Consider the following 14,965-nt stretch of genomic DNA (forward strand, 5'->3'; position numbering starts at 1 on the left):
TTGCGTCTCATTAATAGAACCTTTCTTAATTAGACAGGCAGGACCGCTTTAGTATAAGGAGCATGCCCATCTTAAGCTTGATCAGTTAGTTCATTGTATGCGGGTCATGCAGATCGCATGATGAGGTCATGATGAAGTTGGCAGAATGTTAAGCCACAATCAAATATTTAGGCATTATTTTGCAGCAAAAAACCTTTACCAAATTTCTAATAAACGCTATACTGAGAGTACGAATAAAAATATGAAATCACGTTCCATCTAGTGAAACGTGTACGAAAATTTGGATGAGTTGCCCTACTTTACACACAACCCGCTCTATCAGTCATCAACACAACCATGGAGGAGGTACTATTATGGCAAGAACAGATGCATTCTCCGCAGCTCGCGAATTGAGCGTCGGAACCAAGTCTTACCGTTACTACAGCTTGGAGGCCCTTACAACACAAGGATTTAATGGCATATCCCGCCTGCCGTTTTCGATTAAGGTGCTCCTTGAAGCCGCAATCCGTCAATTCGATGGTCACGCGATCACTTCAGAGCATGTCGCACAGATTGCAAATTGGGCAGAAGGCCGTGACGAGAACAAGGAGATCCCTTTTATTCCCGCACGTATCGTTCTACAAGACTTTACAGGCGTACCTGTCGTTGTTGACCTCGCGGCAATGCGCGATACCGTTAAGAAAGCTGGCGGCGATCCGAAGCAGATCAATCCGCTTGTGCCTGTTGATCTCGTCATTGACCACTCTGTCATGGTTGACGCGTTCGGCACAAAGGATGCGCTTGAATATAACATGAACGTAGAGTTTGAACGCAACGAGGAGCGTTATCGCTTCCTTCGCTGGGCTCAGACTGCATTTGACAACTTCCGAGCAGTACCACCTGCAACAGGTATCGTTCACCAAGTTAATCTGGAGTATTTGGCTTCCGTGGCAGCAACCAAGACGGTTGACGGCGCAACTGAAGTATTCCCGGATTCACTTGTAGGTACAGACTCTCATACGACGATGATTAACGGTCTTGGTGTTGTTGGCTGGGGTGTCGGCGGTATTGAGGCCGAAGCCGGCATGCTCGGTCAGCCGCTTTACTTCGTAACGCCTGAAGTTATTGGCTTCAAGCTGACAGGCACACTGGCTGAAGGCGCCACAGCGACTGACCTGGCACTGACAGTTACACAGATTCTGCGTAAGAAAGGTGTTGTTGGCAAGTTCGTTGAATTCTACGGACCAGGGTTGTCCAACATCAGCTTGGCTGACCGCGCTACTGTAGCCAACATGGCCCCAGAATACGGCGCTACTGTCGGGTTCTTCCCCGTAGACAGCGAGACCTTAAACTATATGCGCAGCACAGGCCGCACAGAAGATCAGATCGAACTGGTTGAAGCCTATTATCGTGCGCAAGGCATGTTCCGTACAGATGAGACAGCAGATCCATCATTTACGGATGCGATTGAACTTGACCTTGGTTCTATCGTGCCAAGCTTGGCAGGACCAAAGCGTCCTCAGGACCGCGTAGAGATGGCTAACATGAAGCAAGCCTTCAACGATATCATTCGTACACCTATCGATAAGGGCGGCTATGGCTTGTCCGATGAGAAGATCGCAGAAGAAGTAACGATATCACATCCGAACGGTCAAGTAAGTAAGTTCGGCACAGGTGCTGTCGTAATAGCGGCGATTACGAGTTGTACGAACACATCCAACCCGAGTGTAATGATCGGCGCTGGCCTAGTAGCCAAGAAAGCCGTTGAACGCGGCTTGAAGAAGCCAGCATATGTGAAGAGCAGCTTGACGCCGGGTTCACTTGTTGTTACCGAGTACTTGAATAAAGCCGGCCTAATCGATCCGCTCGAAGCACTTGGCTTCCATGTAGCCGGATATGGCTGCGCAACATGTATCGGCAACTCTGGTCCACTACCTGATGAAGTCGGCAAGGCAATCACGGATAATGACATGACAGTGGCAGCAGTATTGTCTGGTAACCGTAACTTTGAGGGCCGTGTTCACGCGCAAGTGAAAGCCAACTATTTGGCTTCTCCGCCGCTGGTTGTTGCTTATGCGCTGGCTGGTACGGTGAACATTGACTTGGCTAATGACCCGATCGGTTATGATCAGAACGATCAACCTGTATATTTGAAGGACATCTGGCCATCTAACGATGAGATCAAACAGGCAGTAGCCCAAGCGATCACACCTCAGATGTTCCGTGACAAGTATGAGCATGTATTTACACAAAATGAACGTTGGAATTCTATCCCTGTGCCGCAAGGAGAGCTGTACGAGTGGGATGAGAACTCAACATATATCCAGAACCCACCGTTCTTCTCGAACTTGGGTGATGGCTTGGCTGATATTGCAGATATCAAGAATGCAAATGTCCTGGCTTTGATGGGCGATTCTGTTACGACGGACCATATCTCCCCAGCAGGTAATATTAAGGCAGACAGCCCTGGCGGCGAGTACTTGATCAAGCATGGCGTGAAACGCGAAGACTTCAACTCGTACGGCTCCCGTCGTGGTAACCACGAAGTGATGATGCGCGGCACGTTTGCGAACATTCGTATCCGCAACCAAGTCGCACCTGGTACAGAGGGTGGTGTAACAACTTACCTGCCTGATGATGCGGTCATGTCGATCTACGATGCTTCCATGAAGTATCAGGCAGCAGACAATAACTTGATCGTTATTGCGGGTAAGGAGTACGGAACAGGCAGCTCGCGCGACTGGGCCGCAAAAGGCACGCTCCTGCTTGGCGTCAAGGCTGTCATCGCAGAAAGCTTCGAGCGGATTCACCGCTCCAACTTGGTTGGCATGGGCGTACTCCCGCTGCAATTCCAAGAAGGCCAAGGCTGGAAGGCATTAGGAATTACAGGACGCGAGAAATTCGATATCGCTGGCCTGTCCAATGACGTACAGCCAGGTCAAGAAGTTCGAGTGACAGCTACTCGCGAGGATGGTACGACATTTGAATTTAACGCTTGCGTCCGACTGGACAGCATGGTAGATGTAGACTACTACCATAATGGTGGTATTCTACAAACCGTTCTTCGTCAAATGATTGCCAGCGAGCGCACTCATGCTTAATGAATAGCTTAACCTTGAACAGCACCTGCGGATCTAACCGCAGGTGCTTTGTTATGTATATTGGCAGCAGAACCGACCATCACTAACCTCCTACTAGTACTAAATAGCTAGATTTAAGTATGATTATTCATTTCTTATTATATTTTTTTCCGTTTTTTGACACAGAACGACGCACTTTTGTTACAATTAGCTCTGTACTATTCATATTATGAATCTAATGATGAAATGAGGTGTTTATAATAAACGCTGTCACAAAGCTTGTCGAGCCGGGTCACCCTCTCTTGTTCGAGTTAGCCGCTGTAGTTAAACGGAACGAGCTTGTAGTATGGAATTGGCCTCAACTTGAGCTTGAAGCGTTTATCCAACAGCAATTAGCGTTCCAAATGTACGACTATCAGCAGCGATATCCCCACTTAGAATGCAGCATCATTGAGCTTGACGCCCAACCAATCGGACGGCTTATTATTCATCAAGATGCAAGTCATATTCACATCTTAGATATCGCTATTGCTCCAGAACATCAAGATCAGGGTCATGGGACCCATATCCTGCGCACTATAATGCAATCTGCTTATGATGCCAATCGTTCTGTCTTTCTGCATGCAGACATACAAGGAAAAGCAAAAACATGGTATGAAAAGTTAGGCTTTGAGTCTCATCCTGTCGTGCAATATCCTTATGTTCCGATGGAATACATACCAACCGTCATAGATGGCGCTTATTTGAAAGGAGATTAACATATGGCAGAACCTTATATTGGCGAAATACGCATGTTCTCAGGCAGTTACGCCCCTCAAGGCTGGGCGCTATGTAATGGACAACTGTTATCTATTTCAGAAAATGAGGTTTTATTTACGCTGCTTGGTACTACTTATGGAGGCGATGGACAGACCAACTTTGCACTGCCTGATCTTCGTGGCCGTGTCCCTATTCATAATACACCCACGTACCCACTGGGCAGCAGAAGTGGAACCGAGACGGTAACACTTACGTCGGCACAACTTCCAGTTCATAGCCACGGCATCGTCTCCACGAATGATCAGGCGATGCAGCAAAGCCCTGAGAACGCAGTCTGGGCGGCCCCAAGCAGCGCCATTTATGGGGACCAAGCACCCGCGGGAACAATGAGTCCGGCAAGTATACTGCCAACAGGCGGCAATCATCCCCATAACAATATGATGCCTTATCTAACGGTCAACTTTATCATCTCTTTATTCGGCATCTACCCTAGCCAAGGCTAATTACGATTCACAGGAGGAGGTATTCTCATGTCAGAACCCTTTTTGGCAGAAATCCGTCTTTTCCCATATGGCTTTGCCCCTAAAGGCTGGTTACCATGTGAAGGACAACTACTCAATATTAATACCAACCAGGCCTTATATTCTCTACTTGGCGTTACTTATGGCGGAGACGGCAGAAATACCTTTGCACTGCCCAACCTGAAAGGAAGAGTTCCTATTCATACAAGCCCAACTCATCCATTCGGACAGTCTCAGGGAGAAGCAGCGCATACGCTAACGATTAATGAAATGCCTGTACATACACACACGGCTCGCGCGAGTTCACAGCCACCATCACTCCCATCCGCGCAGGACAACGTATGGGCAGCACCGGTTACGGACAGCTATGCACCTCTGACGGCAGCTCCCGACTTGATGTCCGTCAATGCGCTGGCTGCAGCAGGAGGCAACCAGCCGCATAATAACATGCAGCCTTACCTTAGTTTACAATTCTGTATTGCCACTGTTGGTATTTATCCAAGCCGCAGCTAATCTGAGGAGGACACATTAATGGATCCATATGTAGGTGAAATTAGAATATTTGCAGGTAACTTTGCACCTGTGGGTTGGGCCTTATGCAACGGACAGCTTCTAAGTATCCGATCAAATGCCCCTCTGTATTCCATAATAGGAACAACGTATGGCGGAGACGGCAAGACAACCTTTGCACTGCCTAATATGCAGGGCAAAGCTCCAATTCATCAAGGAACAGGAGTATCTCTTAGTAGTTATTCGATCGGCAGCACTGGCGGCGACGAGACTGTGACCCTATTGGCGTCAGAGATTCCGGCGCATACGCATGCTCCACAGTTTACCAAGGGGGCTAATCAAGAGAAGCCATCTCCCAACCTTTGGGCTGAGTCTTCCAAGAAGCCGCGGCCGAATCTGTATCAAAGCACGGCAGATGTATCCATGTCTCCATCCACTGTACAGCGTTCCGGTGGCAATCAAGCGCATAACAACATGCAGCCTTATTTGGTAATGAACTATATCATTTCCCTAGAAGGGGTATACCCCCCACGAAGTTAGTCTTGTAGTCTGAGTGCAGAAAGGAGCTTTACCGCATGCGTAAAAGTAAGCCGAGAAGTGCCTTTGTCTTCTTGGTCCGAATCGTTCTATCCATCTTGCTGATTATTCAAACATTTCCCTTAGAACTGCCGGCTATAGAAGCCGCTGGCAGTGCTACATTTGAAGTTAATTCATTCGCGGATACAGTTGATGTCAGTAGCAGCGATGGAAAATGTCTAGACAGCTTCAATCAATGCAGCTTGCGTGCAGCAATTATGGAGAGCAACCGCACAGCTGATCTCACCATCATTTTGGTCCCGCCTGGTCTCTATACGCTTACTCTTGCAGGTACTGACCATACTGGACTTGCTGGAGATCTGGACATCCACAGCTCTGTAACAATTAGGGGAATGACGCCAGATCCTTCTCAAGTAGTCATTCAAGCAGGCAGTTCCCCTGCGAGCAGCATAGATCGAATCTTCGAGTTGGTGAGTTCCCATTCGCCGGACGATCCCTTGATGAATGCTAACGTTACAATTGAAAACGTAACTTTGCAAAATGCCAAAGGGAAAGACGAATACGGCGGCGGTATTTCCGCTTATGTAAGTAATGGATCTTTGACCATTCGCAACTCCATCTTTAAGCATATAGAGTCCAAAGAAAGCGGAGTAAGCTTGGACGTCGGCGGCTCTGCCCTTTACTATGGCGGCAGCAACGGCGCACACTTGATTATTAGCGGCACAACTTTTAGTCAGAATCGTTCCACTTCTAACGGGGGGGCAGTGTTTATTACGGGCACCATAACTGCTAACCTCCAAAATAATGTATTTTCCAATAATACAGCATCACGTGCTGGTGGAGCGATATACGCGGATAGTCTTTCCGCCTCGACACCAAGTTACATTAATATCGAGAATTCTTCTTTTATCAATAATATTGCTTCTGGCAATACAAGCAGTCGCGGCGGCGCCTTAACTCTTTTTTCTACAACCGGACGTGTCGTGCAGTCCACATTTGTCGGCAACGTTTCTTCTGCCAGCGGCGGGGCGATTAGCGTGGAATCAGGATCACCCGTGACCCTGGCTCAGAATACGATTGTGCACAATCAAGCCGTTGCCGCCGGTGGCGGCCTATGGGTGCAAGCGAGCAATCCCAAACTATCGCTGCATAATAATATTGTTGCTGAGAATACGAGCAGCGGTGGCAATATCGCAGGAGCAGCCATACAATCTGCTCAGCATAATTTAATCGGACCAGGCCACGGGACCTTAATTACCGATATTGGAAATCAACTCAATGTCAACAGTGCTGGCCTAGAACCGTTAGCTGTACTTCCTGGCAAGCTGCCATATATTCCATTACAGATGGATAGTCCAGCTATTGATGCCGGCAGCAACTCTCTTGTATTAACCGCTGTAGATATGTACGGGACCACACGGATCTTAGATAGTGCTGATCCAGATACAACTGCAACAGTTGATATAGGAGCTATCGAGGCGCATCCTACCCTATCTCCGATTCCTGGGCAGAGTGTCCAGAGCGGCGGTTCTCTACAAATACCATTTCGAGTCGGAGATGTGAGCCAAGTCGTAAACGTAACCGCCGTGACCTACGATCCTGCACTGATTGCCAGTACAACTATCACGGGGTCGGGCCAAGAACGGGTGCTTGAAATACGTACCATCCCAGGTAAAGCCGGTTCAGCAAATGTTTTATTAACGGCTACCGCATTAGATGGAAGAATCGGCACACGCTCTATCGATGTGACTATAACTGCCATACCTGATCTGACGCTTACGAAGACACATACTGGCAATTTTAAGCAGGGGCAGACTAATGCCAGCTATACGCTGATTGCGAAAAATATAGGTGCTGCTGCTACTTCAGGGCCAGTCACGGTGACAGACTTGCTACCGCCAGGCCTTATCGCCACGTCTATCACAGGCGCAGGGTGGACATGTGCAATTGGTACAGCTACTGCATGCACACGCAGCGATGTTCTGGCTGGAGGGGGTCAATATCCGCCAATTACCCTACTTGTGAACGTAAATGGTGTACCGTCAACTGCCATCAACCGTGCTGAAGTATCTGGCGGCGGAGACGGCAATCCGATGAATAATAGTGTCGAAGACCCAACTCTGATTGAGTCCGGCATAGACCTGACTCTTAGTCTCGTCCCGCAAGGAACATTTAGTCAGAATGAATTAGGAACTTATTCACTTAGTGTGACAAATCAAGGATCCTTTAAGACGGACGGCTCGCCAGTTGTGGTATCGTTCACAACACCAGCAGCATTTACGCTTACTGGATTAAGTGGGTCAGGATGGTCCTGCTCAGTTGCAACCTCCTCCTGTACACGTACAAATTCACTTCCAGCTGGAGCCAACTATCCGATCATTACAGCACAGGTGATGGTTGCAGCCAATGCACCCGCCAGCGTATCTGTGAATGCATCCATTGCTGGTGGCGGAGATACCATCACGGCCAACAACACAGCTTCACATTTGGCTGTTGTAGAACAAGTACCGGACATCTCTCTCCTGCTGCAATCAAATGATACTTTTAATCAGGGAGATAGCGGCAAATTGGTAAAAGTCGAGGTTCGTAATGAAGGCGGCGGCGCTACAGTAGGCACCATTAATTTGGCACTTCAAGTTCCACCGGGACTTCAATTGACTGGGCTAAGCGGGAATGACTGGATCTGTGATAAGACAACAAAAATATGTACACGGAATACTGCCATCCCAGCACATAGTTCATCAACGATAATGGCCGAGTTAGCAGTAGACCCAACCGCGCCGGCATCCATTGAGTTAAAAGCATCCGCATCAGGTGGCGGTGAGCAGAACACGACCAATAATTCGGCAGCATATATCGTTCAAGTAGCGCAGAAGCCAGATCTCGTACCATCTATCACAGCAGTTGGACCTTACGCACAGGACCAGACCAGTGCCAAGGTACTGCTAACTGCTCAAAATAACGGTACAGGCTCTTCTTCAGGCACGATTACGCTGAAAGTTACCCCTCCCTCTGGTTGGACACTGGACAGCTGGAATTACGGTGCGGGTTGGTCATGTAATGTCAACACCGGCTCTTGTTCTTACTCTGGCGTAATCGTTGCAGGCGCAGCTGCATCAGAGGTGGAAGCGTTCTTCCGCATTGCAAGTAATGCATCAGCAGCAGCGGTAATCAGCTTAGAAGTTCAAGGCGGCAGTGACGTGAATAACGCCAATAACACGGTTAGCAAAAATGTAACAGTCAAGCAGTTGGCTGATTTGAAAACTACACTCATAGCGGACAGTACCTTCCGCCAAGGGCAGCAGAATGCCTCCTATAGGATGACGGTGTCCAATGCAGGTAATGGTCCTTCTGAAGGCAGCGTAACTGCCAAGCTTGAACTGCCGTCACAGCTGCTATTAAAGCATCTCGCAGGAGCAGGTTGGACCTGTGACACAGCGACAACCCAGTGTACGCGCAGCGACGCCGTACAGAGCGGGGATAACTATCCAGACATTATCGCCACCGTCGCGGTTGCACTCGATGCCCCTGCCACGCTGACTGCCAAGGCAGTAGTAAGCGGCGGCGGTGAGGTTAATTCAGCCAATAGTAATGCTGAGGCGCACACCGCGATTACAGCGGCAGCAGATCTGACAGCATTATTACAAGCGTCTGGAACATATGAGCAAGGCCAGCAGCAGGCCGAGATGACGGTCACAGTGGCTAACTATGGACAAGGCGCAACGACTGGACCTGTACATGTCCAGTTGGACTTCCCACAGGAGCTGCAGCTGCTCACGGTAGCAGGAAGCGGCTGGTCATGCGACCTAGCCAAAAAGCAATGTACACGGGCGGATGAACTAAAGCAAAGCGAATCCTTCCCTACCCTTCTGCTTCGCTTTAACATTCCTTGGGATGCCTTGGCGTCCTATTCGATAGCAGCGGAAGTAAGCGGGGGTGCAGAAATTAACGGTGCCAACAATAAGGCATCATTGCAAGCTGCCATTAAACAGCTGCCAGACTTAACGATCCAGTTAAGTCCAAACGGCAGTTTTAAGCAAGGACAAAGCGATGCCAAATATGGAGTCACTGTCCACAATAAAGGCGCATCCGCAACGACAGCACCTGTAACTGTGCAGGTGCAGCTGCCTTCTGATCTAACACTGGTCAAGGCTGGCGATTCGCAATGGATCTGTGACATGACCACCAGCACATGCGTTTACAATGGAACTGTTGATGTCGGCAAGTCTGCCCCCGTTCTAGTCGTCATGGTCAAGGTTGCGTCCAACGCTCCAGCAACGTTAACGGCACGTGCAACTGTTAGCGGCGGGGACGAGAAACAGACCGCTAACAATACGACCAGCTACCTCACCACCGTCACACCTGCAAGCTCGGGTGGGGACAACGGATCTGGTGGAGATTCAGGTTCAGGATCTGGGAATAATGGTGGTACTACCGGATCAGACGGATCTAGCAACAATGGGAATGGTAATTCCAATGGCAGCACCGGCGGCGGAGACGGCACTGGTCCAATACTGCCGGAGGATACTTCATTACGCGATATTGAAGGTCATTGGGCGAAGGAATACATTGTCAGTCTAGTCAAGGATAAGGTCATTAACGGGTACGAGGATCGCACATTCCGTCCAAACAACTCAATCACACGTGCAGAATTTGCGGTCCTGCTGGACAGACTCCTCCAGTTAGAAGGGGCTGCATCAGCACCTGGCTTTACGGACAAACAGTCGATTCCTGATTGGGCAGCGGCTTCTATTTATCGGTTATACAACAGAGCCATAGTGAAAGGATATGATAACGGGCAATTTAAGCCGCATGCCATCATCACTCGTGCCGAAATGGCAGCCATGATCTATCGTGCATTTACGCCGACTGCTCCAGTCAGCAAGCTTAAATTTACTGATGCAGACCGTATCCCGGTCTGGGCGCAAGAGGCAGTCCAAATCTTATCCAACACCCATATTCTTACGGGTTATCAAGACGGAAGCTATCGACCGCATAAACAGACAACTAGAGCAGAAACAGCAGCTATCCTGTACAGAATAATTCATAAAAAGTAGTATAACAGCCCTTCTGTCCGTTACTGGCAGAAGGGCTGTTTCACGAATGAGACAACTTACTTCCCCTCAAATAGGCTTATGCATATGATAATGCAGCATGATGAAAGCCCATTCATGGAGGTGTCCTATGGGAATAGAACTTGCAGCTATACACGGTGTATACGTCCTATTTGTCGCGCTTATCATCGGTTTTCTAATTTGTCGGAGGGATACAACGCTGATTTGTATTCTGGGCATTCTCGCCCTCGGATGGATGGCAGACGGCTCGCTTATTACTGCGGTCAGCGGTATATTTTCCAGTTTCGTTTACGCCATTAAAGAACTGCTAGGCACTATTCTAATTATCTCGATTATTGTAGGAATGAGCCGCGTGCTGCTCGCCTCCGGTATTAATGAAGCGCTTGTGTCTCCCTTTACACGCTTCATGCGCAGTCCGAGCCTTGCCTACTGGACGCTCGGTATCGTTATGATGGTGATCTCATTATTCTTCTGGCCATCCCCAGCAGTAGCGCTTATTGGCGCAGTGCTGCTGCCTGCAGCGGTAAGAGTCGGCTTGCCTGCGCTAGCAGTGGCGATATCGATGAACCTGTTCGGTCACGGAATCGCCCTCTCAGGTGACTTTATTATTCAAGGTGCGCCTAAGCTTACAGCAGAAGCAGCCGGCCTCCCAGTAGCCAGTGTTATTTCCGCAAGTATACCGCTAGTGCTCGTGATGGGTGTCGTTACGACGTTTACTGCCTTCTGGCTCATACGCCGGGATATGAAGTCCGGCAAATTGAATATGTCTTCAGGCCTTACTGCATCGAGCGGGTACAGCGAGTTAGATGTTCCTCGTGTACCGTTGTCTGTCCGTCTGAAGCAATTCATGGCGTTAACGATTGTGTTCCTGTTTACAATCGACGTCGTAATCTTGTTCCGGTTCCATCTTCAAGGCGGTGCAGCAACTGCACTCGTTGGCGGAACCGCTGCGTTAATTCTCGTGCTGATATGTATTCTGACTCATCGCTTTCGTGCTTTAGAGCAAACGACCTCTTATTTGGTGGATGGTTTCCTTTTTGGATTCCGTGTATTTGGACCTGTCATTCCGATCGCTGCTTTCTTCTATTTAGGCGACTCCGCCTTTACAGAACTGTACGGCAGCGTGCTGCCTTCTGGATCACATGGCATCGTCAACGATCTCGGCGCAGCACTGGCGCATACGGTCCCGCTTCATCCAACTGTTGGTGCACCTACGATGACCGCTGTAGGTGCTATTACTGGCCTAGACGGCTCTGGCTTCTCCGGCATATCACTGGCAGGTTCGGTTTCCGCTGTGTTCGGTGCAGCTATGGGCAGCGGTACCGACACGTTGACCGCCCTAGGGCAAATCGCATCTATCTGGGTAGGGGGCGGCACCCTAATTCCATGGGCGTTGATCCCTGCCGCTGCCATTTGCGGAATTAGCCCGTTTGAGCTAGCACGTCGTAATCTTGTTCCAGTTCTTATAGGTTTGACTGCAACTACAATTACAGCTATTCTATTGCTTCTATTCAGGTAGTAAGCTTCTCATTTATTCAGCGCCACACAACGCCCCGCGGCCTGCCAAACATGAGCTAGACATGCTGCTTAATTGCGCAGGCTGCAGCGCCAATCGCATCAAATAAATATATTTATATCAGTCAATTATATATAATGGCCTTGCTGAACAATCTGGAGACCAGTCCGTACCATAAATGGAAGCGGGAAACGGATTCCCTCATTCAGATTGGGCTTTTCATATAGTTGATTCATAGCCTATTCTCCTAATTGCCAGTACTTTTATAACTTCGTATTCCTAGTAACCATAAGAAATAAACAGCAATAAAGAACAGTATGCCAATGATCAAACTCATTGATCCAATGCTTTCCGTCCAAGGATCCATTGCGTCACTTTTATGCAAGAACCACTTAGCCGGATAATACGTGATAAAAGAGAGTGGAAAAGCTGTAAAGGCCCATTGAACAGGCTTGTTGTATAGGCTAAGCGGGTAACTCAAAAAGTTAGCATTGATCACCCACCCAAAACGCACTAGCGCGCTCGTGTTAACCAACCAAAAGCTTAATGCTGCCCATAATAGAAGTAACCCACCTTGAATTAAAGCACCAGCAATTAAAATTTCAATGAATTGCAGTACTTTAATCATTGACCAAGTTATTTCGATATTTTTAAAACACCACCAAAGAAGCAAGGATGCGACTCCAAAGTGGGCAACTGAAGTCAGTTCCAACTTTCCACATATGACTTGAAGCAGAATGTTATGCGGCCTAATTAGCAAAACATCGAAGCTCCCATGGTGAATAAGGCTAGAAAAGTCTCGAAAACCTGCAAAAAAGAAAATCATGATGCCATAAGAGAGTGTAAATAAACCATACATAAAACTCACTTCATAAATACTCCACCCCCCAATAGAATCAAAGTAGTTAAGAGTGATCCACAAAGCAAGCAACTGCACCATATAATGAAATATGACTGTAAATATGGTCAAAAAGTAATTAAATCGATAGCTTTGACTCGTTTTCACCTGCATGATCATCGATTTATAATATAGTAATAAACTATGCACTTATTAACCTCCATTTACACAAATTCGTTGCACTGCTCTTTTCCACACCCATTTGGATAATAATTCAAATACCACGATCCATATAACTTGTATGGCAATGAATTTTAGCGACTGTATGCTATCAAAGTTCCCTAAATAAATATTAATAGGAACGAAAACAATCCCGGCAAATGGGAGCACATATACGATTGCTACCAATGATTTTGGGAAAAACCATAGTGGAATGAGCGTTCCTGATAATAACCGAATCGTTTGATCTTTAAACACGCTTAAACTAAATAAGTTTGTTACCCAAAATGCCATGAGCGCTACAATGTAATTCAAATAAAAAACGAGTAAAAAAGAGAAAAAAAGACTTATTATAAAAAGAAACAACGAGCCGAAGGATTTGGGAAGAGACACCCCAATCCAGAGACTAACTGTCAAAAAAATCGGAAGCGTTCTCATAAGAAGCGTACTTGCAAACCGTCCCACCTCTTGAAATAACATGTTCACCTTAAGGGGAATGGGACGAAGAAGCTCTCCTGCAATCTCCCCATTAAGAACCTTCTGTTGAATCTGCGCGACAAACTCCATATCTATTCTTACAATAATTCTTGACAAAGCCATATATGCGACAAGTTGTTCTAATGATATCGGAGTATTCGCACCACCATAGTTATAAAGCGCTTTCCATAGTATGATGCCAAGTAGAACCAAAATAAATTCTGTTATAAGATCTATGAAATAGTTGGCTCTGAAAACAAGCGAATTTAGAAAAGACTGCCGACTAATTACTAAGAACGTTGAGAAATATGATGGCTTATTCATTAATGCCTGCCTCGCTCCTCGTACACCATTCGCATTAAATGCTCTATTTTGGGTTCCTCAATTTTGCAATCAATAATCGGGTAAGATTCTGTCATTTTCTGAATAAGTTTTGTTGCACTTATACTATCTTTGTTAAATAATATTTTTGCTTGGTTATTTTGATTTTCTACCAATACACCCTGATCAACATGTAGATTATCTACATGGTGTTCTAATTGAAGCAATAACATTCGTTCTTTCCCGTACTGGTTCACAAAATGTTCCATTGGTGAATCAAAAATTAACTGTCCTCGATCAATCAAGATTAAACGCTCACATACTTGCTGGATATCATCCATATCATGTGTTGTTAATATAATCGTTGTCTGCTTTTCTTTGTTAATTTCTCTTAAAAAAATTCTAACTTGCTCTTTAGCAACTACATCCAAACCGATAGTAGGCTCATCCAAGTAGACAATTAGCGGCTCGTGGAAAAATGCGCAAGCAATTTCGGCCCTCATTCTTTGTCCTAAGCTCAATTGTCGAACAGGAGTAGAATAAAACTCATTTAGTCCTAGCAGCTCTATCATCTTATCCAAATTCTTCTTAAATATGGGGTAGGGAATTCGATAAATGTGTCTAAACAACTCAAATGATTCTCTAATAGCTAAATCCCACCACAGTTGAGAACGTTGACCAAATACAGCACCAATCATGGATGCGTTCTTAAGGCGATTGTGATACGGCTCTACATTATTAACTAGTACCCGGCCGCTTGTGGGATACAAGATGCCTGTCAGCATCTTAATTGTCGTAGACTTCCCAGATCCATTCGGACCAATATAACCCACAGATTCACCTTGATTAATCGTGAAGTTTATGCAGTTAACAGCTTCCTTATCAATCCATTGAGGTGCGAAAAGATCTGCAACTCCCCCAAGTAGGCCTTTCCTTGAATCCTTCACCTTATATACCTTGTATAATTCCTCAACTTTAATAAGCCCCATATTGTTCTCCTTTAATAAGTGCTTATCGAAACAGACAATCTTTTAAATACTTCATCTCGATGCACGAATTCAGCTTTTGTAAAAGGGATGTTAGGATCTAAGATCAGTACAGATCGTAAAGAAGATGTGAGCTTGGTAAGTTCT

The 14,965-nt window shown here is 46.8% G+C and carries 10 protein-coding genes; 7 read left to right on the forward strand and 3 right to left on the reverse strand.

Translation table 11 applies throughout. The annotated features are described in order from the left end of the window. Positions 1-353 precede the first annotated feature (353 nt). From acnA to MH117_RS13810, 7 genes are all read left to right on the forward strand, one after another. Positions 354-3,080, forward strand: coding sequence for an aconitate hydratase AcnA (acnA, locus tag MH117_RS13780; RefSeq protein WP_239329331.1), 2,727 nt, complete (start codon positions 354-356; stop codon positions 3,078-3,080). 230 nt (positions 3,081-3,310) lie between these two features. Continuing rightward, on the forward strand, positions 3,311-3,817 hold the full coding sequence (locus MH117_RS13785) for a GNAT family N-acetyltransferase (RefSeq protein ID WP_239329332.1): 507 nt from the start codon (positions 3,311-3,313) through the stop codon (positions 3,815-3,817). 3 nt (positions 3,818-3,820) lie between these two features. Beyond that, positions 3,821-4,321, forward strand: coding sequence for a phage tail protein (locus tag MH117_RS13790; RefSeq protein ID WP_239329333.1), 501 nt, complete (start codon positions 3,821-3,823; stop codon positions 4,319-4,321). Between the two features lie 27 nt (positions 4,322-4,348). Next, on the forward strand, positions 4,349-4,852 hold the full coding sequence (locus tag MH117_RS13795; RefSeq protein WP_239329334.1) for a phage tail protein: 504 nt from the start codon (positions 4,349-4,351) through the stop codon (positions 4,850-4,852). 18 nt (positions 4,853-4,870) lie between these two features. Next, positions 4,871-5,389 carry a phage tail protein gene (locus tag MH117_RS13800; protein WP_239329335.1) on the forward strand — a complete coding sequence of 173 codons (519 nt, stop codon included), beginning with the start codon at positions 4,871-4,873 and terminating at the stop codon, positions 5,387-5,389. A 35-nt stretch (positions 5,390-5,424) separates the two neighbouring features. After that, complete coding sequence (locus MH117_RS13805; RefSeq protein ID WP_239329336.1) at positions 5,425-10,443, forward strand: S-layer homology domain-containing protein; 5,019 nt, start codon at positions 5,425-5,427, stop codon at positions 10,441-10,443. A gap of 127 nt (positions 10,444-10,570) precedes the next feature. Continuing rightward, positions 10,571-11,980 (forward strand): hypothetical protein, encoded by a 1,410-nt coding sequence (locus tag MH117_RS13810; protein WP_239329337.1) that lies wholly within the window; start codon positions 10,571-10,573, stop codon positions 11,978-11,980. 244 nt (positions 11,981-12,224) lie between these two features. Here MH117_RS13810 and MH117_RS13815 read toward each other — a convergent pair whose 3' ends face one another. The 3 genes from MH117_RS13815 to MH117_RS13825 are packed head-to-tail and all read right to left on the reverse strand — an operon-like array spanning position 12,225 to position 14,821. Further along, positions 12,225-13,025 carry an ABC transporter permease gene (locus MH117_RS13815; protein ID WP_239329338.1) on the reverse strand — a complete coding sequence of 267 codons (801 nt, stop codon included), beginning with the start codon at positions 13,023-13,025 and terminating at the stop codon, positions 12,225-12,227. A gap of 3 nt (positions 13,026-13,028) precedes the next feature. Beyond that, positions 13,029-13,835 (reverse strand): ABC transporter permease, encoded by an 807-nt coding sequence (locus tag MH117_RS13820; RefSeq protein WP_239329339.1) that lies wholly within the window; start codon positions 13,833-13,835, stop codon positions 13,029-13,031. Further along, entirely contained in the window at positions 13,835-14,821 is a 987-nt protein-coding gene (locus tag MH117_RS13825; RefSeq protein ID WP_239329340.1) for an ABC transporter ATP-binding protein, read from the reverse strand. The genes MH117_RS13820 and MH117_RS13825 overlap by 1 nt, the downstream gene beginning before the upstream one ends. Positions 14,822-14,965 lie beyond the last annotated feature (144 nt).

Source organism: Paenibacillus sp. ACRRX (genome assembly GCF_022346885.1).
Lineage (GTDB): Bacteria > Bacillota > Bacilli > Paenibacillales > Paenibacillaceae > Paenibacillus_B.